Source organism: Leeuwenhoekiella palythoae (genome assembly GCF_020310025.1).
Classification (GTDB): domain Bacteria; phylum Bacteroidota; class Bacteroidia; order Flavobacteriales; family Flavobacteriaceae; genus Leeuwenhoekiella; species Leeuwenhoekiella palythoae.
In genome coordinates this window covers 1,756,127-1,776,542 of sequence record NZ_CP084318.1, presented here as the reverse complement: position 1 = coordinate 1,776,542, position 20,416 = coordinate 1,756,127, and the positions used below count along the sequence as shown (strand labels likewise).

At 39.3% G+C, this 20,416-nt stretch carries 15 protein-coding genes; 9 read left to right on the top strand and 6 right to left on the bottom strand.

The annotated features are described in order from the left end of the window. Positions 1-25: 25 nt before the first annotated feature. Positions 26-1,129, top strand: a complete 1,104-nt coding sequence (gene dinB / locus LDL79_RS07510) for a DNA polymerase IV (protein WP_225599769.1) — start codon at positions 26-28, stop codon at positions 1,127-1,129. 70 nt (positions 1,130-1,199) lie between these two features. On the opposite strand, the gene pyk is transcribed toward dinB, so the two are convergent. The 5 genes from pyk to LDL79_RS07485 form a co-directional block, all read right to left on the bottom strand. Further along, the gene (gene pyk / locus LDL79_RS07505; RefSeq protein ID WP_072981033.1) at positions 1,200-2,636 is read right to left on the bottom strand and encodes a pyruvate kinase; all 1,437 of its coding nucleotides are present in this window, start codon (positions 2,634-2,636) and stop codon (positions 1,200-1,202) included. Beyond that, positions 2,636-3,106, bottom strand: coding sequence for an IPExxxVDY family protein (locus LDL79_RS07500; RefSeq protein WP_164916911.1), 471 nt, complete (start codon positions 3,104-3,106; stop codon positions 2,636-2,638). The genes pyk and LDL79_RS07500 overlap by 1 nt, the downstream gene beginning before the upstream one ends. 114 nt (positions 3,107-3,220) lie before the next feature. Continuing rightward, a complete protein-coding gene (gene rnc / locus LDL79_RS07495; RefSeq protein ID WP_072981031.1) occupies positions 3,221-3,967 on the bottom strand; it encodes a ribonuclease III in 747 nt (248 codons plus the stop codon). Positions 3,968-3,973: 6 nt separating this feature from the next. Beyond that, complete coding sequence (gene fabF, locus LDL79_RS07490; protein ID WP_072981030.1) at positions 3,974-5,227, bottom strand: beta-ketoacyl-ACP synthase II; 1,254 nt, start codon at positions 5,225-5,227, stop codon at positions 3,974-3,976. Between the two features lie 19 nt (positions 5,228-5,246). Beyond that, complete coding sequence (locus tag LDL79_RS07485; RefSeq protein WP_009778413.1) at positions 5,247-5,480, bottom strand: acyl carrier protein; 234 nt, start codon at positions 5,478-5,480, stop codon at positions 5,247-5,249. 177 nt (positions 5,481-5,657) lie between these two features. Between LDL79_RS07485 and purN the strand changes: the two genes are divergently transcribed. From purN to LDL79_RS07465, 4 genes are all read left to right on the top strand, one after another. Then, positions 5,658-6,227: a phosphoribosylglycinamide formyltransferase gene (purN, locus tag LDL79_RS07480; protein WP_225599768.1), complete on the top strand. Its 570-nt coding sequence runs from the start codon at positions 5,658-5,660 to the stop codon at positions 6,225-6,227. A 56-nt stretch (positions 6,228-6,283) separates the two neighbouring features. After that, positions 6,284-6,919, top strand: a complete 636-nt coding sequence (locus LDL79_RS07475; RefSeq protein WP_225599767.1) for a ribonuclease H1 domain-containing protein — start codon at positions 6,284-6,286, stop codon at positions 6,917-6,919. Between the two features lie 145 nt (positions 6,920-7,064). Then, the gene (locus LDL79_RS07470; RefSeq protein WP_225599766.1) at positions 7,065-7,988 is read left to right on the top strand and encodes a PfkB family carbohydrate kinase; all 924 of its coding nucleotides are present in this window, start codon (positions 7,065-7,067) and stop codon (positions 7,986-7,988) included. A gap of 54 nt (positions 7,989-8,042) precedes the next feature. Then, positions 8,043-9,941, top strand: a complete 1,899-nt coding sequence (locus LDL79_RS07465; protein ID WP_072981026.1) for an amidophosphoribosyltransferase — start codon at positions 8,043-8,045, stop codon at positions 9,939-9,941. A 577-nt stretch (positions 9,942-10,518) separates the two neighbouring features. On the opposite strand, the gene LDL79_RS07460 is transcribed toward LDL79_RS07465, so the two are convergent. Further along, positions 10,519-11,127, bottom strand: a complete 609-nt coding sequence (locus LDL79_RS07460) for a superoxide dismutase (RefSeq protein WP_225599765.1) — start codon at positions 11,125-11,127, stop codon at positions 10,519-10,521. Between the two features lie 178 nt (positions 11,128-11,305). Here LDL79_RS07460 and LDL79_RS07455 point away from each other — a divergent pair, with 178 nt between their 5' ends. The 4 genes from LDL79_RS07455 (at position 11,306) to LDL79_RS07440 (ending at position 20,401) form a co-directional block, all read left to right on the top strand. After that, positions 11,306-14,449 (top strand): UvrD-helicase domain-containing protein, encoded by a 3,144-nt coding sequence (locus tag LDL79_RS07455; protein WP_225599764.1) that lies wholly within the window; start codon positions 11,306-11,308, stop codon positions 14,447-14,449. Positions 14,450-14,704: 255 nt separating this feature from the next. Continuing rightward, positions 14,705-16,078, top strand: a complete 1,374-nt coding sequence (locus tag LDL79_RS07450; RefSeq protein WP_225599944.1) for an OmpA family protein — start codon at positions 14,705-14,707, stop codon at positions 16,076-16,078. Positions 16,079-16,231: 153 nt separating this feature from the next. Next, complete coding sequence (locus LDL79_RS07445) at positions 16,232-17,617, top strand: OmpA family protein (protein ID WP_167598460.1); 1,386 nt, start codon at positions 16,232-16,234, stop codon at positions 17,615-17,617. A gap of 78 nt (positions 17,618-17,695) precedes the next feature. Then, positions 17,696-20,401 (top strand): PD-(D/E)XK nuclease family protein, encoded by a 2,706-nt coding sequence (locus tag LDL79_RS07440; protein ID WP_225599763.1) that lies wholly within the window; start codon positions 17,696-17,698, stop codon positions 20,399-20,401. The last annotated feature ends 15 nt before the right edge of the window (positions 20,402-20,416 follow it).

The following is a 20,416-nucleotide window of genomic DNA, read 5'->3' as shown; positions in this document are numbered from 1 at the left end:
TTTTGTAGTTAAATTTGCAGAATTGATGGAAGAACCTCCTAAAAATAGAAAGATCATACACGTGGATATGGACGCGTTTTACGCTTCTGTAGAGCAATTGGACAACCCCGAATTGCGCGGAAAGCCTGTTGCCGTTGGTGGCGGCTCAGAACGGGGCGTAGTAAGTGCTGCAAGCTATGAGGCGCGTAAATTTGGTGTTCGCAGTGCGATGGCCGGTGCCCTGGCTCGTAAACTTTGCCCTGATCTTATTTTTGTAAAAACGCGTTTTGATCGCTATCGTGAGATCAGCGGGCAAATTCGCGAGGTGTTTCACGAATATACAGACCTTGTAGAACCGCTTTCCCTCGATGAGGCTTATCTGGATGTCACCGAGAACAAAAAGGGAAATCCCAGCGCCACGATGATCGCAAAGGAGATCCGTGCTAAAATCAAAGAGAAGACCGGGCTCAATGCTTCCGCAGGAATTTCTATCAACAAGTTTATTGCTAAAGTTGCCAGTGATATCAACAAACCCAACGGACAAAAAACGGTCAATCCAGAAGAAGTACTTCCGTTTTTAGAGGCTTTAGACATCAGAAAATTTTATGGTGTAGGTAAGGTTACCGCCGAAAAAATGTATCAACTGGGTATTTTTACGGGAAATGACCTAAAAAGCAAAAGTCTAGAATTTTTACAGGAGAAATTCGGTAAGAGTGGAAACCATTATTACAATGTGGTACGTGGTATTCACCTGAGCGAAGTGAAACCGCATCGCATTAGAAAATCTTTAGGTGCAGAGCGTACATTCAGCGAGAATATTTCTTCGGAAATTTTTATGCTTGAACGCCTGGAGAATATCGCAGAAGAAATAGAACGCCGACTTAAAAAATCTAATGTTGCCGGCAAAACAGTGACGCTCAAAATAAAATACAGCGATTTTACGCTGAAAACCCGAAGCAAAACACTGCAATATTACATCAGGTCTAAAGAAGTGATCTACGAGACCGCAAAAGAACTTCTGTATCAAGAAAAGATGGAAAACAGCGTGCGCTTATTAGGCATAACCTTGGCCAATTTAAATACCGAAGATAAACGCGAGAAACCCGCTGAAAAAAAGGAAATCGCAGTACAACTCAAGTTTGAATTTTAGTCGGCGGCACCAATAAAAAAGCTCTTTCCGATCAGGAAAGAGCTTTAAACTTTTAAGAGATTAAGAGTAATTAATTCCCTTGAATCTCACGTACTCTAAGCGTATTTACCATACCTTTTTCGCTAATAGGCATCGCCGCAAGGCTAATGACCATATCACCTACGTTAAGGTAGCCGCTGTCGCGAGCGATGCGATTTACATCACGCACAGTTTCGTCGGTTGAAACAAACTTATCGTAATAAAATGCTTTAACACCCCAAAGTAAATTAAGCTGACTTAAGATATTTCGGTTTGAGGTAAAGACTAAAATATGCGCATTAGGTCTCCACGCTGAAATTTGAAATGCGGTATAGCCACTGTTAGTAAGTGTGGTGATGGCTTTAGCATCAATATCATTTGCCATAAGCGCTGCGTGATAACAAATAGATTTTGTGATGTAGCGCTTGGTACGAATGTGAGGTGGATTCTGAGGTACTTTGATCAATGGTGAATCTTCAACCTTAGCTAAGATAGAAGCCATACGCTCAATCACCTGAACAGGATATTTACCTACAGAAGTTTCTCCACTCAACATTACCGCATCTGCACCATCCATCACAGAGTTTGCAACGTCGTTAACCTCAGCGCGCGTAGGCGTAAGGCTGTCGATCATTGTTTCCATCATTTGGGTTGCGATGATTACCGGAATACGTGCTTTTTTAGCAGCAAGTACTAATTGCTTTTGAATAAGCGGAACTTCTTCAGCAGGAACTTCCACACCAAGATCACCGCGAGCTACCATAAGACCATCACTATAAGCTACGATCTTATCTATATTTTTTACTGCCTCTGGCTTTTCGATCTTAGAAATGATAGGGATTTTATGCTCAGAGTGTTCTTTAATTAAATCCTGAAGCTGAATTAGATCACCTTCGTGACGCACAAAGGAAAGGGCGATCCAGTCAACCTTTTGATTGATCGCAAAAATGGCATCTTCAACATCTTTTTCTGTAAGTGCAGGAAGCGAAATATTAGTATTAGGAAGGTTTACCCCTTTTCTTGATTTTAACGGTCCGCCTTGAATTACGACAGTCTCAACTTCGTTTTCATTATCAGTCTTTAAAACCTCAAAGATTAATTTACCGTCGTCCAGAAGTATGCGCTCTCCCTTATTTACATCGCGAGGAAAGTGCTGGTAGTTCATATAAACACGCTCCTTAGTGCCCTCAAATTCTTCTTTTGTTGAAAAGATAATTTTGTCTCCCGGGTTAACTACAACTTCATCTTTCATAATCCCAACTCGCAATTTGGGACCTTGTAAATCTGCTAATATTGCTGTGTTATAACCAAACTCTTCGCTAAGGCTGCGTATCATATCTATACGCTCTTTTACCGCATCATAGTCGGCGTGAGAAAAGTTAATTCTAAAAACATCTACACCTGCTTTGATCATATTGTGAAGGACTTCCTTCTTACTGGTAGCAGGACCTAGTGTAGCAACAATTTTAGTTTTCTTTGTGTTTGACATTATTCAAAAATTAAATTTTGTTTAGATTTTAACGCGCTTACCTCAACCTCGTAAGCGGTAATTATTTGTGGTATTTGATTCAAGTGAGCAAGCAATTTTAATCTGGGAGACTTGCCGTTGTCACTCTCTATTTTTAAAAGATAATCTGCATTTTTAACTTCTGGAATCAAGTTAACTGTTTTGTAGTGCTCTGACTCAGAATCTGCAAACAAATCGCTGGTTACCAAGCGTTGTGCTTGTTTTAATTTATATTTATTAGCTATCAAAGTAAAGGTTTGATAGTTTTTTTGATCATCATATTTAAACGAGGCAAAGCTATATTTTAGTTTTTTGATGTAAAAGTCAACGTCTTTTGAACTTTTTAAGCGTAAGCCCGCATATTTGTTAGCCATAAAAGCAAGCCTATAATCTTCTAAAGAACAGTGTATTGCTATTAAGCTAAAGTCAAAATCAAACGCATCATCTAGCAAAAGTTTGAGGGCAGCCATACTCTTAAATAAGCGTTAAATATAATCAAACTATAAGAGATATAATAGGCTTAGGCTTTATCTAAATGTAAAAATGACTAGTAGTAGCCTGCCATTTTAGTTAAAGCGATGCACATCTATTTTATTTTGAAACACATAGTAGGCGCGCTTTGCCGCTTTTTCTTCAGCTTTCTTTTTTGAAGTTGCTCTGGCTTTTGCCACTTGCTTCTCATCTATTGACAACCGCACCGAAAAATGACGTACTACATCCTGACCAGTGTCTTCATACGTATCAAAATCAAAACTGTGCTTTTCTTTCTGACACCATTCAATAAGTAAGCTTTTATAACTTATAACACGGCCTTCTAACTTTTCAATATCAACATAAGGGTCTATCACTCGTTTATTGATAAACTTTTTAGCATAATTATAGCCTTTATCTTGATATATAGCTCCGACGAGCGCTTCAAAAAGATTCCCGTGAATGTTGGCTCCAAAATTCTCTTTAGGAATAGCAGATTTTACCAAGCCTAATAGCCCCAGATCCCGTCCTAATTCGTTCAGGTGCTCTCTACTTACTACTTTAGAGCGCATTTTTGTCAAATAGCCTTCATCGCCTTTACCCACTTCGTCAAATAAATAGGCGGCAATCACAGCACCCAGCATCGCATCGCCTAAAAATTCTAGCCGCTCATAATTAAAGGCATTGCCTTTATCATCTTGAAGCGCCATAGACCTATGGGTAAATGCTTCTTCATAATGCCTTAGCGTATTTGGTTTAAAGCCTATGATTTTTTTGACGGTAACAAAAAAATTCCCGCCCTTTTCAGGACGGGAAGTAAATATGTTGCGAATTACACTCATCTGAGATTATTCGCTATACTTTTTAAATAAGACACAAGCGTTGTGACCTCCAAATCCAAAAGTATTGCTCATCGCCACATTAACCTCGCGCTTTTGTGCTTTATTAAGTGTAAGGTTTAAAGAACTATCAATGTTCTCATCAACAGTCGTGTGATTGATGGTTGGTGGTACAAGACCATGCTCCATCGCAAGGATTGAAGCAATCGCTTCAATAGCTCCTGCTGCACCTAAAAGATGTCCCGTCATTGACTTTGTTGAATTGATATTGATGTCCTTAGCGTGCTCTCCAAATACTTTGGTAATCGCTTTAAGCTCGGCCACATCTCCCAGTGGAGTTGACGTACCGTGAGTGTTTATGGCATCTACCTCTTCCGGTTTGATGTTTGCGTCACGTAAGCAATTAAGCATTACGCGCTCTACACCTATTCCGTCAGGGTGCGGTGCGGTCATGTGATGTGCATCACTAGACATTCCGCCTCCTACGACCTCGGCATAAATTTTAGCGCCACGTGCTTTTGCGTGCTCATATTCTTCAAGAATAAGCGCACCGGCACCTTCACCTAAAACAAAACCGTCTCGTGTAGCGTCAAAGGGTCTTGAAGCGGTTGCGGGATCTTCATTACGGGTCGAAAGGGCATGCATTGCATTAAAACCACCCATACCCGCTTTTGTTACCGCTGCTTCACTACCTCCTGTTACAATGATATCACAATGCCCTAAACGTATGTAGTTTAGTGCATCTATCAATGCATTGGCAGATGACGCACATGCAGAAACCGTGGTATAATTTGGCCCCATAAATCCATGTTTGATCGAGATGTTACCCGGGGCAATATCTGCGATCATTTTTGGAATAAAGAAGGGATTAAATCTAGGAGTACCATCACCTTCGGCAAAGTTTATTACTTCGTCCTGAAAAGTCTCTAGGCCGCCGATACCGGCTCCCCAAATCACACCAACTCTAAATTTATCTACGACATCAAGGTCTATTCCTGCATCCTTAATCGCTTGATCAGAAGACACTAATGCATATTGTGCAAAACGGTCTAACTTTCGAGCTTCTTTTCGGTCAAAATAGTCCTGAGCGTTAAAATTTTTGAGCTCACAAGCGAATTTGGTTTTAAACTTTTCTGTGTCAAAATAAGTAATAGGAGCACAGCCGCTTTTACCTGTACTCAACCCTTCCCAATATTCTTCAATATTGTTCCCGATTGGCGTAAGCGCACCAAGACCTGTTACTACAACTCGCTTTAACTCCATATGGTAATTTGCTTTCTTCTTACTTTGCTTCTTCTATGTAGGAAATAGCTTGACCTACAGTCGCGATATTTTCTGCCTGGTCGTCTGGAATCTGAATATCAAATTCTTTTTCAAACTCCATAATAAGCTCAACTGTATCTAACGAGTCTGCTCCTAGGTCGTTTGTGAAGCTAGCTTCTGCAACAACCTCGTTCTCATCAACGCCAAGTTTATCTACGATGATGGCTTTTACTCTTGATGCAATGTCTGACATAATATTTAATTTTAAATTTTAATTAGGAGGCAAAAATAGCAAACTTTACCGTTTTACCACATTACCTATCTAAAATGTGTCGTTAATTTAAACATTTACTCCTGAACATAAAACGCAAACTGCACTTTTAAAACAATAATAATGCGTTGTTTTGTAGTCTCGCAACACCTATAATATATGAAACGAATCATAATTTTTGCTTCTGGAAGCGGCTCTAACGCACAACGAATAACAGAGTTTTTTCAAGACCGAAAAGATGCGCAAGTTGTTCAGATTTTAAGTAATAAAAGCACTGCAAAAGTTCTTGAGCGGGCAAATAATCTAAAAATTAGTGCCTTCAGTTTTAACCGAAGCGCCTTTTATGAAACAGATCAAGTTTTAAATCTTATTAAAGCTACACAGCCCGACCTGATCGTACTGGCCGGGTTTTTATGGTTGTTCCCTAAAAATATTATCGCAGCCTACCCCGGCAAGATCATAAATATTCATCCGGCACTTCTGCCTGCTTATGGCGGAAAAGGCATGTACGGGGCGAACGTACATAAAGCTGTGGTAGCGGCTGGCGAAAAAGAATCTGGTATTACTATTCATGAAGTGACTGCTGAGTATGATAAAGGAGCGGTCATCTTTCAGGCTAAAACTCAATTAGAGCCTGAGGAGACCGCAGATAGTTTGGCGGCAAAAATTCACGAACTAGAATACGAGCACTTTCCGCGTGTGATCGCAGAGATTCTAGAAAAGCAATAGGCATATAATGTTGAAGGGATTTCCGCCTTCGCGGAAATGAAAGAAACTGATTATTTATGGCGAAGAAAGAGAAATTTTATGTGGTCTGGCAAGGCAAAAAGCCCGGCATTTACACCTCTTGGAAAGACTGCAAAGCAATGATTGATGGGTTTGCAGGGGCACAATACAAATCTTTCCCAACCTTTCCTGAAGCTAAAGCCGCTTATAATAAAGACTACAAGGATGTAAAAGGGACTTCAAAAAAGAAGAAGACATTAACCACTGAAGAAAAACAGAAATACGGCGAACCCAATCTGTATTCTATTTCTGTAGACGCAGCAAGCTCCGGCAATCCGGGAATTATGGAATATCGAGGCGTTGACACCCAAACCGGCAAGCAACTCTTTCATCAAGGTCCGTTTAAACAAGGTACTAATAATATAGGAGAGTTTCTTGCCCTCGTACACGGTCTTGCGCTACTCAAACAAAAAAACAGCGACCGCATTATTTATTCAGATTCACGTATTGCCATTGGCTGGGTAAAAAAGAAAAAATGCAACACCAAGCTCACAGAAAATTCAAAGAATAAAGATGTGTATGATTTGGTACGTCGTGCCGAAAACTGGCTTCAAAACAACACTTATAAGACGGTAATTGTCAAATGGGAAACGAAAGCCTGGGGCGAAATTCCGGCTGATTTTGGCAGAAAATAAAAAACCTAAGATCCTATTCGTAATAGCATCAACGTATTACGCGTTCTACTTTTAAGGCAAAAGCGCACCGTAAGTTTAGAAACACTCTAACGACCATAGTTTAAAATTGCATTATCAAAACTGTATATTTGCATAAAATTTTTGGATGCATAAACTGGTAATTGTAGGCACGTGTGCCTTTGATGAAATTGAATCTCCGTTTGGAAAAACCGGAAAAATTCTTGGTGGAGCCGGAACCTTCATCGGTCTAGCCGCTTCTAATTTTGAGGTTGACCAAGCGATCGTTTCTGTTGTAGGATCAGATTTTCCTCAGGAATATATTGACCTGCTTAAAAATAGAGGTATCAATATGGAAGGGCTTGAAGTTGTAAAAGACGGCAAAACCTTCTTCTGGAAAGGCCGCTACCACAACGATCTGAATTCTAGAGATACGCTTATTACAGAGCTTAATACTTTGGCCGATTTTAATCCGGTTGTTCCTGAAGCTTATAAAGATGCTGAAATTGTTATGCTGGGTAACTTACACCCGCTCGTTCAGCTTTCTGTTTTAGATCAAATGAACAAAAAACCTAAGCTTGCCATTCTAGACACTATGAACTTCTGGATGGATAGCGCTCTTGAAGATCTTAAAAAAGTGATTGCTCGTGTAGATGTGATCACGATCAATGATGAAGAAGCGCGCCAACTAAGTGGAGAGTATTCTTTAGTAACTGCAGCACAGAAAATCTCAGCAATGGGACCTCGCTTTGTGGTTATAAAAAAGGGAGAACACGGCGCATTGCTTTTTGAAGAGGATAAAATTTTCTTTGCTCCGGCTTTGCCGCTTGAAGAAGTTTTTGACCCTACAGGCGCAGGCGACACCTTTGCCGGCGGTTTTGCCGGTTATTTAACCAGTACAGGAGACCTTTCTTTTGAAAATATGAAAAGAGCAATCATACACGGTTCTAACCTCGCATCGTTTTGCGTAGAGAAATTTGGAACCGAGCGTATGCAAAATTTAAAACCCGAAGAAATCGAAAAGCGTTTGCTGAAATTTAAAGCCTTAACGCAATTTAATTTAGACCTATAAAACAACGCGCGCCCTCTTCTTAACCAGAAGGGGGCGCAAACATTTAAACAAGCTATGAGTGACGCAATAAAGCACGAATGCGGAATTTCAGTAATACGTCTTTTAAAACCCCTAGAGTATTATAAAGAAAAATATGGCACTGCATTTTATGGTGTAAATAAAATGTACTTAATGATGGAAAAACAGCACAACCGTGGTCAGGATGGTGCAGGTTTTGCCAGCATAAAATTAGATATGGAACCCGGAGAGCGTTATATAAGTAGACAACGCTCTATTGCACAACAACCTATTCAGGATATTTTTGCGCAAATAAATTCGAGAATCAATCAGGTTTTGTTAGAAAACCCGGAGTATGCAGATGATGTTGCTTTGCAAAAAAGACACGTTCCGTATGTGGGCGAACTGCTTTTAGGTCATGTGCGCTACGGTACCTTTGGTAAAAATAGTGTGGAGAGTGTTCACCCATTTTTACGTCAAAACAACTGGATGCACCGTAACCTTATTGTTGCCGGTAACTTTAATATGACCAATGTTTTTAAGCTATTTAATAAGCTTGTAGAGCTTGGTCAACATCCAAAAGAGAAAGCAGACACCATCACCGTGATGGAAAAAATAGGCCATTTTCTCGATGACGCGGTAGCTAAGATTTATAAGAAATTAAAAAAAGAAGGTTTCTCTAAATTTGAAGCTTCTCCTCAAATTGCAGAGCGTCTTAACATTGCAAAAATCCTGAAGAAAGCGTCAAAAGAATGGGATGGTGGTTATGCGATGGCTGGTCTTTTAGGTCATGGCGATGCCTTTGTATTGAGAGATCCTTCAGGAATTCGCCCGGCATATTATTATAAAGACGACGAAGTTGTTGTAGTTGCTAGTGAGCGCCCGGTGATTCAGACTGTTTTTAACGCAAAATTTGAAGATGTAAAGGAGCTTGATCCCGGTCACGCAATGATCATTAAAAAGAGTGGGAAAACTTCTATTGAAAAGATTCAAGAGCCGCACGAGCGTAAAGCTTGCTCTTTTGAACGCATCTATTTTTCGAGAGGTAGTGATGCCGAGATTTACCAAGAGCGAAAAGAATTAGGTAGATTATTGATGCCTGAAGTGCTCAAGCATATTGATCACGACACGCAGAACAGTGTGTTTAGTTATATTCCTAATACTGCCGAAACTTCATTCTACGGAATGGTCGAAGCGGCTCAAGCCGAATTAGACAAGCAGAAGGCCGCAGAGATTTTAGAGCGTAGAAACGAACTAGACAAGCAAGGGCTTGAAGCGATTCTGTCTAAAAAATTGCGCACCGAAAAAATCGCAATAAAAGACGTAAAACTACGCACCTTTATTACTGAAGACAGCAGTAGAGACGATCTTGTAGCACACGTATATGACGTGACTTATGGTGTGGTTAAAGAATCTGACAATCTTGTGATTATTGATGATAGTATCGTACGCGGTACTACACTTAAAAAGAGTATTATAAAAATGCTTTCTCGTCTAAACCCTAAGAAGATTGTAGTGGTTTCTTCTGCGCCGCAAATTCGCTACCCGGATTGCTACGGAATTGATATGGCAAAACTTCAAGACTTCATTGCCTTTAGAGCTGCTATTGATTTGCTCAAAGAAAATGGTAAAGAAGAGATCATCAATCAGGTTTATGAGAAATGTGTAAGTCAGGTTGATTTTGAAGATGTAGATGTAATTAACTATGTCAAAGAAATTTATGAACCCTTTACAGATGAAGAAATTTCTAATAAAATTGCTGAGCTTTTAAAAGATGAAACCATCGCTCCAGAGGTTAGCGTGATTTATCAAAAAGTAAGCGATTTGCATAAGGCGTGCCCTAAGAATCTGGGCGACTGGTACTTTACAGGAGATTACCCTACCGTAGGAGGAAATCGTGTGGTAAACCGTGCTTTTATCAATTATGTAGAAGGAAATTTAAAGAGAGCGTATTAAACAGGCGCTTTAACTAATAATTCAGCACTTTATCTAAAAGATTTGGTTGAACCCCGCAACATATAATATTTTAGTGACTGCCATAACATAAGTAGGTTAAGTTCATGGTAGATTTGGGGCAAAAAAGGTGGATTTTTTCCACCTTTTTTATTTGCACCAAATCGGGGGTGGCGAGCCATCGATCTAAATAAAAGAATTCCTAAACAAACCGAAAATAATTGCTACTCTAGCAATGTCGAACCTGCGCTGCGAGCCGTTTTCAATCCTTGAGATTTTCCACCTTTTTTATTTGCACCAAATCGAGGTGGCGAGAAATCCATCTGAATAAAAGAATACCAAAATTAGCTGAAAACAATTCCTGCTCTCGTAATGTCAAACCCGAGCGGAGAGCCGTTTTCACTCCTTGAGATTTTCCACCTTTTTTTGGCACCCCATAGCGTTTAATATTCTGTCCCGTTAAGCATTGCAATACCCCGCAATTGAAAATTTATTTCAAAGGATAAACACTAATATATCTGATAGCACCAATAAAAAAAGCCCGGATCAACCGGGCTTTTCATCAGAAACTTAGTACTTCTTATTTATTTTGTGCGTATCTGCTAGAAACTTCTTTCCAGTTGATTACGTTAAAAAACGCATCAATATATGTAGGACGCTGGTTTTGATACTTTAAGTAGTATGCATGTTCCCAAACATCAATACCTAAAATTGGAGTACCTCCGCAGCCTACCTCAGGCATTAGCGGATTGTCTTGGTTAGGCGTTGAGCAAACCTCTACTTTTCCACCTTCGTGAACACAAAGCCAAGCCCATCCTGAACCAAATTGAGTCCCAGCTGCACTACTGAATTTATCCTTGAACGCTTCAAAAGAACCAAAAGCAGCATCAATAGCTTCTGCTAATTCTCCTGTAGGCTCTCCGCCTCCGTCTGGAGACATTACTTCCCAAAATAGGCTATGGTTGTAAAAACCACCACCATTGTTGCGCACTGCGCTATTGGTCATATCAAGATTTATCAGGATGTTCTCAATAGTTTTTCCTTCTAAATCAGTTCCTTCGATTGCTGCATTTAATTTGCTTGTATATCCAGCATGATGTTTGTCATGATGAATTTCCATAGTTTTTGAATCAATATGCGGCTCTAAAGCATCTTTCGCATATTTTAATTCTGGAAGTTGAAAAGACATATTTTAATATTTTTTCGTTAATAGAATAGTTGATAATCAAAGATAAGACTTCATACTCCTTATCTAAAGCTTAGCGTGTTATAATAGTCTTAAGGTTTTGTACTATTCTAATTTTATTTGTGTAATACTTTTCTCTACAAACAAAATTTTCTCAGACAGAAAATATTAACTTGACCTAATGCAAGATCATCATTCTATCTCTGTTTATAACGCCTCTGCCGGCGCGGGTAAAACTTTTGCGCTCGTCAAAAATTACCTCACCATTCTTTTTAGCAGTAAAAACGACTTTAAATACAGGCGCATTCTGGCAATTACCTTTACCAATAAAGCGGTGGCAGAAATGAAACTTCGAATCATTGAAAATTTAGAAGCTTTTGCTCAAAGTGATAAGCAGATTGAAGAAGATGCGATGTTTAACGCTATTGTTGAAGCCACCGGTCTTGCTCCAGAGGAAATTCAGCTTAAAGCAAGACGTATTTTAAAACATATTGTTCAAGATTACGCTTCTTTTGACGTGGTGACTATTGATAATTTCACACACCGCATCATTCGCACGTTTGCTTACGATTTAAAAATTCCACAGAATTTTGAAGTCGAATTGAACACTCAGGACATCTTAGAGCAAGCTGTAGATAACCTTATTGATAAAGCCGGTAGAGATCAGTTGATTACCAATGTACTTCTGAACTTTGCCTTTGAAAAAATAGATAATGACAAAAGCTGGGACATTTCTAGGGATTTTTATGAGATCAGTAAACTTTTGCTCAGCGAAAACGATCGCGAGTATCTAAAGAAAATTCAGTCAAGGTCCCTGGAAGATTTTGCTGCTTTAAAGAAGCATTTCAACACATCCCGAAATGAGAAATCAAAAGTAATCGTTGATAAAGCACAGCGCTTGCTGCAGTTTATTGCTGAAAACCACTTAGAACACGCTCATTTCACAAGAAAATATTTACCCAACGCCCTCAGCAAAATAGCTGAAGCTGATTTTAACGTGAATTTTGATACGAAATGGGTGCAACACTTAGGGCAAGAACCTTTATATACAAAAACCCAAAAGGAAGGCATCAAGGCTATTTTAGACCAAATTGCACCAGAAATCACCTTACAGTTTAATGCAATAAAGGCGTTAATCCTTCAACTGAAATTAGAAGACGAACTTTACAAAAAAATCACGCCGTTATCTGTACTGCAAAGTATTCAGCAAGAAGTGGAAAAGATCAAATCTGAAAATAATTTGGTTTTGATCTCAGATTTCAACGAACTCATACATAAAAATATAGCCAATCAACCCACACCTTTTATTTACGAGCGCTTGGGAGAACGTTATGAAAATTATTTTATAGATGAATTTCAGGACACTTCGGTTTTACAATGGTCTAACACAGTGCCTCTAATAGACAATGCTGTTAGTACCGCTCAAACCGAAACACTTGCTAATAGCCTGATGATCGTTGGCGATCCTAAACAAGCTATTTATCGCTGGCGCGGTGGTGAAGCTGAGCAATTTATAAGCCTCTCAAAAAATGAGAATAATCCCTTTCAGAATCAAGATAAAAAGACCATTACCCTTCCTCATAATTACCGCAGTTATGATCAGGTGATCGATTTTAATAATTCGTTTTTTACTCAGGTAGCAAACAACTTTGCCTATCCGGAATATAAAGAGCTCTATCTATCGGGTAATTCCCAAAAACACAATCATCGTAAAGGAGGTTATGTGTCAATAAATTTCATTGAAGCTGACAAAGCCGAAGAAGCAAAACCATTATATCTGGACGAGGTAGTAAAGACCGTAAACAGTTGTGTTGAACATGGGTTTGAATTACACGAACTGTGCATATTAGTTCGTCGCAACGCAGAAGGAATTGAAATCGCACAACGCTTACAAGAAGAAAATATCCCGGTGATCTCCAGTGAAAGCTTATTGCTGAAGCAATCACCACAAGTTCAATTTATTATTGATGTTTTACACTATACCGTAGAGCCGAATTCAAAGGCTATTAGCATTAAAATATTGACCTATTTGGCCGAAAACTATTTTGATCTTGAAGATAGCCACACGTTTTATAAAAACCATTTAGAATCAAACGGCGCAGCTCTTTTTAATCAAATTTTTCCTGATACTTCGCGGTTTGATTTTGAACAATGCGCGTTGCTTCCTATTTATGAATCTGCAGAGTATATCATCAGAGCCTTTGATCTTCATCAAAAAGGCGGAGCCTATCTTCAGTTTTTCCTAGATGCTGTCTATGATTTTTCGCAAAAGCATTCAGGCGGAATTCCAGAATTCATCACGTGGTGGGACCGCAAGCAAGATAAATTGAGCATAAGCACTCCGCCCGCATCTCAAGCTGTACAAATTATGACTATTCATAAAAGTAAAGGTTTAGAATTTCCGGTGGTAATTTACCCTTTTGCTCACACCGAATTGTATGATAACCGCTCAGACTCCTACAATTGGTATCTCCCGGAAACCGAAGAATTCTTAGGCTTTGAGGCTTTATTAATTGGTCAAAAAGCAGAGCTCACCTCCTATAATGAGCAAACCGCAATGTTGTATGAATATAAGCGCATGCAGCAGCAACTGGACACCATCAATGTCTTATATGTCGCACTCACGCGAAGTGTAGAGCAACTGCACATCATTACCAAAACCAGTAAAACAAAGGGAGAACCAAAGAATTTCTCTGATCTGTTTATTCAATTTCTAGAACAGCAACAGCTCTTTGATAGCGATCAAAACGTTTACACCTTTGGAAGCGCTTCTCGCGTTTCTCAACCGAAGCGTTTAAAACAAGATGCTGCATTTCTTGATTTAATAAGTACTGCAAAGGAAGACCATAATCTAGCGATTGTAACTCAAGCTGAAGCCCTGTGGGATTTTGAAAGAAAGGAAGCCATAACTTTTGGAAACATTATTCACGAACTGATGGCTGACATAAAATCTGAAGCAGATATTGAAATAGCCATCAAACGGGCACTCACCAGAGGAATGATTGAAAACGATCAAAAAGAAACCTTGCAAGCACAACTACATCGTCTAATTTCAGACTTAAAAGCGCACGGCTTTTTTGATCACAGGCATACCGTTTTAAACGAGCGCGCAATACATTTAGAAGGTCAGATGATACGACCTGATCGTGTAGAAATTGATAAAGACAATAATGTTTGGCTGCTGGATTATAAGACCGGAAGTCCTAACGTTTCGCATAAGGATCAATTAGAATTATATGTAAAAAGCTTGCAAAAAATGGGACTTCACATTAAAAAGAAAGCTATAATTTACTTAAATGCACCAGAATCTGTAGTGTTGATTTAACAATTTATAAGTATTCCTACAAAGTAAATCGCTCATTTTCAACATCATCCACACAATTACCTAACTACCTTATTTTTAGGTGATAAGGATGTGAATCTTCATTAATTTTACTATGAACTTCTGTTAAACAGCTATTTGTGCTTGGGTATTACTCACAATAAAGGTTTAATAAAACTTTATCACTTGTCGTTTTGTCGGTAGATTTTAACAAACTACTTTTACCCCGATAATTGTTAACACAACCAAACCGATATGATTAGAAATACAAGTTTGCTACTTATACTTGTTGCCTTATTTGTGGGTTCACAAAACGCAACAGCACAAGACGAAAATAATCCTTGGTATTTAAGTGTTGGTGTCAATGCAGTCGATACATACCCTGTATGGCCTGGAGAACGCCCAACGACCGGAGGATTCCCAAATGAATTTTACAATGTAGATGATCACTGGAATATTCTTCCTTCGATTTCTACAATTTACGTAGGCCGCTACATTGGAAGCGGTTTTACTTTTGGAGTAAGAGGTTCTCTTAATAAGATTGAAAAATTAGGAGACGCTCCAGCTAACGACCTTGCATACTACGCAGTTGATGGTATGTTCTCTTACAGTTTCAAAGATCTACTTTTTGGAGAGGACAGCTGGTTTGACCCATACCTAGGCGGTGGTGGTGGTTACGTGTTTATTGGTGATATGCCAAGCCACGGAACTTTAAACGGTACAGCCGGATTAAAACTCTGGTTAAGCGACAACTTCAACATTAACCTTTCATCTACTTACAAGCACGCAATGGAAGGGTACTATACCAGACATATGCAGCACACTGCAGGTATAGGTTTCTCTTTTGGCGGAACTGATACTGATGGTGACGGAATTTATGATGACGTAGATGAATGTCCAGACACTCCAGGTTTAGAAGAGTTTAATGGATGTCCTGATACTGACGGTGACGGAATTAAAGATTCTGAAGATGCTTGTCCTGAAGTTGCTGGTCTTCCAGAATTTAACGGATGTCCTGATTCTGATGGTGATGGTATAGCTGACCCGGAAGATGAATGTCCAGATGTTGCTGGTATTGCTGCTTTAAACGGATGTCCTGACGCTGATGGCGACGGAGTTAAAGATTCTGAAGATGAGTGTCCTAACGAAGCAGGTCCTGCTGAGAACAATGGTTGCCCTTATGAAGATCAAGATAACGATGGTGTTTTAGACAAAGATGATGAGTGCCCAACTGTACCAGGAACTGTTGCAAATAATGGTTGTCCAGAAGTAACTGTTGAAGTACTTGAAGAAATCAATGTTCAAGTAAGAACTGTATTGTTTGACTTGAATAAAGCAACCATTAGAGCTGAGTCTTACGAAACTTTAAATGCAGTTGCAGAAACTATGAAAGAATATCCTAATACGAGGTTCTTAATAGAAGGTCATACTGACAGCCAAGGTTCTGATGCTTATAACTTGAAACTTTCAGATGAAAGAGCTGCTTCAGTTAAAGATTATTTAATTAAACAAGGTTTACCTGCATCACGATTATCTTCAGAAGGATTTGGAGAATCTAAGCCGGTTGCAACTAATGCTACTGCCGCTGGTAGACAGCAAAATAGACGTGTAGAACTTTCACTTATAGAATAATGTAAAACAACTGTTATAATTCTAGCAACAGATTCAGGTCTAAAATGATTCAATTTTAATGTGCACTGATGATTTTTATTAAATTTGACTTTGTTGCTAGATTTTAACAAATTACATTTGCTTCAATTAACACTTAAATTTTACTTACTTAACATGAAAAATCTTACTAAATTATTTCTGTTTGCAGTTTTGACCTTCGTGGGTCTTAACACTGCAAACGCACAAGACAAAAACAACCCTTGGGCTGTTAGTATTGGTGTAAATGCAGTGGATACTTATCCTGTATACCCACCAGACAACAGACCTTTAACTGGAGGTTTCCCTGATGAATTTTACAATGTAAGCGATCACTGGAACATTCTTCCATCTGTATCTACACTTTACGTAGGTCGTTACATTGGAGCAGGTTTCGCTCTTGGTGTTAGAGGATCTATCAACAAGATTGACAAAATGGGAGATCTTCCTGTTGATGATTTAGCGTACTACGCTGTTGACGGTATGTTCTCTTACAGCTTCCGTGATGCTCTTTTTGGAGAAGGCGGTTGGTTTGACCCATACCTAGGTGGTGGTGGTGGTTACGTGTTCATTGGTGATATGCCAAGTCACGGAACTCTTAACGGTACTGTAGGTTTAAAGATCTGGTTGAGCGATAACATCAACCTTGATTTATCTTCTACTTACAAGCACGCAATGATGCCTGGTACTTACTACACAAGACACATGCAACATATCGTAGGTGTAGGTTTTGCATTTGGCGGAACTGATACTGACGGTGATGGTATCTATGACGATGAGGATGAGTGCCCAGAAACTCCAGGTTTAGAAGAGTTCAACGGATGTCCTGATACTGACGGTGACGGAATCAAAGATTCTGAAGATGCTTGTCCTGAGGTTGCTGGTCTTCCAGAATTTAACGGATGTCCGGATTCTGACGGTGATGGTATTCCTGACAATGAAGATAACTGTCCAGATGTTGCTGGTCCTGCTGCAACTAACGGTTGCCCAGATGCTGACGGTGACGGTGTAATTGATTCAGAAGATGAGTGCCCTAACGAAGCTGGTCCTGCTTCTAACAATGGTTGCCCATTTGCAGATAGAGACGGTGACGGTGTAGCTGACAAAGATGATAAGTGTCCAGATGTTGCTGGTCCTGCTTCTAACGACGGATGCCCAGAAGTTGACGCTGCTGTACTAGAAACTTTAAATGGTGAAGCTGGTCGTATCTTATTTGATACTGATAAAGCTACAATCAGAAAGAGCTCTTACGAGACTTTAACTAGAATTGCTAACATCGTGAAAGAATATCCTACTGCTTCTTTTGAAGTTGAAGGTCACGCTGATAGCCGCGCAAGTAATGCTTACAACATGGATCTTTCTGAAAGAAGAGCTCAATCTGTTGTTGATTACTTAACTAGTAAAGAAGGTGTAAACGGTAGCCAGCTTTCAATCAAAGCTTACGGTGAAGAGAAGCCAATTGCTCCTAACACTACTGCTGCTGGTATGCAACTTAACAGACGTGTAAAACTTACTTTAAAGTAAGAAACACTTCAGATTAAATTCTGAAATATATAAATGGAAAACGCCCTGAATATTCAGGGCGTTTTTTATTTTTAGTCTATGACTACATTTATTGACGAGGTAATCTCAGACCTTTTAGAGGCCTCTCCTTCTCTTACTCAAACCGTAGTGGTGCTTCCTTCTCGGCGTGCTGGAAACTTTTTTCTGCAAAGCTTACAACAGCAATTAGGTGATACGGTTTGCTTTCTTCCGCAGGTTATAAGTATCGAAGAACTTGTTGAAGAAATCTCCGGTTTAACCAGTGCCTCGCAGACGCAACTACAAATTGAGTTATACCACATTTATCAAACGGTTTATGAGGGTGAAACTCCCGATCCCTTTTTAAACTTTTTAGGATGGGGACAAACCTTATTAGGCGATTTTAATGAAATTGATCGCCACTTAATCGACACCAAGCCCTTTTTTAATTACCTCTCTGCAGTCAAAGAATTAAACCACTGGTCTACAGATCAGGATTCTCAACTGATTTCAAGTTATCTTACTTTTTGGAAGTCGATCAATAAATATTACGATCGCTTTCAAGAGCATCTGTTACGCCTAGGCTTAGGCTATCAAGGAATGCTTTATCGCAAGGCGGTTGAAAATTTAGAACCTTTTCTAGATGCAAATCAATCTCAGAACTATTTGTTTTGTGGATTCAACGCTCTTAATGCTGCCGAGCAAAAGATCATTACCCGATTTCTAGAAATTCCTTCGACCAAGATTTATTGGGACATAGATCCTTATTTTTTAGATGACGATAATCACGTTGCAAGCAAATTCATCAAATCTTATATGAAACGCTGGGCAACAAATGCTAAACAAAATCTATTTTTCCCAAAATCTGAAAGCAATTTTAATACGACCAAAACCATAACTGCAACAGGAGTTGCACAAAATATTGGCCAGGTTAAATACGTAGGACAATTATTAAATTCATTAGATGCCACAGCATTAAACAACACAGCAGTTATCCTTGGTGATGAGGCGCTCCTTCTGCCCTTACTAAATTCCTTGCCGGAATCTGTAACACATTTGAATGTTACTATGGGATTACCTCTAGAACAAGTTGCTCAGGCCGCTTTTTTTGAAAGCTGGTTTCAAATGCACATCAATCGTCAAAATAACGGCTATTACTATAAAGATGTTCTTGCTGTGTTAGACCAGCAATATGCCATCCTTTTACTCGATAAGGAACGCGAACTTTTAAAAAAATCAATCACCGAAAAAAACCTAATTTACCTAGAGCCACTGCAGCTTTTAGGTGATCAGGCATCTGCACATTGTGCGTTGTTATTTAAAGATTGGGTAAACGATAGTAGCATCGCAATACAGCAAATTCTAAGTAGTATTCAAGCGCTTAAAGAGCTACTTTATCCCAAAAAGAACTGGCTACAACTTGAATTTCTCTATGCTTTTCTGGAAGTTTTTACTCGCTTGAAAAACTTAAACGAAACCTACACTTACCTCGGCGATTTGAAAACCTTAAAACAGTTTTATAAAGAAATCCTAAGTCAAGAAACGCTGGATTTTAAAGGCGATCCTTACAAAGGACTACAGATTATGGGAGTGCTAGAGTCTCGCGTGCTCGATTTTGAACACATCATCATTACCTCCCTTAACGAAGGCACTTTTCCGTCAGGTAAAAGTCAAAATAGTTTTATTCCGTTTGATTTAAAGATCGAATCCAAGCTTCCCACCTATCGCGAGAAAGACGCGATCTATGCCTATCACTTTTTTAGAATCCTGCAGCGTGCAGCTTCTGTAAACCTGATTTACAACAATGAAGCAGGCGGACTCAATAGTGGTGAGAAAAGTAGGTTTTTATTACAGCTGGCAACCGACACTTCTGCTAACTATAATTTTATTGACCAGAGCGCTGCAGCTTCGGTAGCTGTTGAACCGGTAGCCCTAAAACAGATCAAAAAAACTCCGGAAATTATTGAAGCCCTGAAGAAGCACGCGGCTTCCGGATTTTCACCTTCGGCTTTATCCACCTATATTAGAAATCCTATTGATTTTTATTACAATTATGTCCTGGACATTGAGGAATTAGATGCTGTTGAAGATGTCATAGCCCACAACACATTGGGTACTGTTGTGCACGAAACATTAGATCAGTTGTATCAACCTTATTTGAACACCCAACTCAGCAAACCTATACTGCAAGCCATTCGCGCCAAAGTTGATGCCGAAGTAAGCCTGCAATTTGAAAAAAACTACAATGCGGTTAATATTAAAACCGGTAAAAACCTCATCATTTTTAATGTAGCTAAGCAGTTTGTACATAATTTCTTAAATCAAGAATTACAACGCATTGAAGCCGGAGATGAAATCATCATTAAAGCACTTGAAGCAAAACACGTTGCACAATTAACCCCTGAGATTAAACTGAAAGGAACCGTCGACCGCATAGATGCCGTGAACGGAATAACCCGAATTCTGGATTATAAAACCGGAAAGGTCGAAAAAGGCCAACTTGTTATTAAAGATTGGGACGAATTAATCACAGATTACAAAAAGCAATCTAAGGCGTTTCAAGTTTTGTGCTATGCGCTTATGATCACCAAAAACGAGGGGCTGCCCGCCAATTGCGAGGCCGGAATCATTTCCTTTAAAAATTTAAAATCAGGCTTTTTAAAACTTACGGAAGACCGAAACACCATACTCTCCCAAGAACTTCTACAAACTTTTGAAAAATACCTGCTACTACTCATCGATGAACTCTTGAATATTGATATTCCATTTATGGAAAAGGAGGTCTAGCCATCTCATAATTTA

Excerpts from the sequence above, each read along its gene's own strand:
- LDL79_RS07470 (WP_225599766.1), top strand. The coding sequence starts at position 7,065 with ATGCATAAACTGGTAATTGTAGGCACGTGTGCCTTTGATGAAATTGAA.
- LDL79_RS07460 (WP_225599765.1), bottom strand. The coding sequence starts at position 11,127 with ATGTCTTTTCAACTTCCAGAATTAAAATATGCGAAAGATGCTTTAGAG.
- LDL79_RS07445 (WP_167598460.1), top strand. The coding sequence starts at position 16,232 with ATGAAAAATCTTACTAAATTATTTCTGTTTGCAGTTTTGACCTTCGTG.
- LDL79_RS07465 (WP_072981026.1), top strand. The coding sequence starts at position 8,043 with ATGAGTGACGCAATAAAGCACGAATGCGGAATTTCAGTAATACGTCTT.
- purN (WP_225599768.1), top strand. The coding sequence starts at position 5,658 with ATGAAACGAATCATAATTTTTGCTTCTGGAAGCGGCTCTAACGCACAA.
- LDL79_RS07455 (WP_225599764.1), top strand. The coding sequence starts at position 11,306 with ATGCAAGATCATCATTCTATCTCTGTTTATAACGCCTCTGCCGGCGCG.
- LDL79_RS07475 (WP_225599767.1), top strand. The coding sequence starts at position 6,284 with ATGGCGAAGAAAGAGAAATTTTATGTGGTCTGGCAAGGCAAAAAGCCC.
- LDL79_RS07440 (WP_225599763.1), top strand. The coding sequence starts at position 17,696 with ATGACTACATTTATTGACGAGGTAATCTCAGACCTTTTAGAGGCCTCT.
- fabF (WP_072981030.1), bottom strand. The coding sequence starts at position 5,227 with ATGGAGTTAAAGCGAGTTGTAGTAACAGGTCTTGGTGCGCTTACGCCA.
- dinB (WP_225599769.1), top strand. The coding sequence starts at position 26 with ATGGAAGAACCTCCTAAAAATAGAAAGATCATACACGTGGATATGGAC.
- pyk (WP_072981033.1), bottom strand. The coding sequence starts at position 2,636 with ATGTCAAACACAAAGAAAACTAAAATTGTTGCTACACTAGGTCCTGCT.
- LDL79_RS07485 (WP_009778413.1), bottom strand. The coding sequence starts at position 5,480 with ATGTCAGACATTGCATCAAGAGTAAAAGCCATCATCGTAGATAAACTT.
- rnc (WP_072981031.1), bottom strand. The coding sequence starts at position 3,967 with ATGAGTGTAATTCGCAACATATTTACTTCCCGTCCTGAAAAGGGCGGG.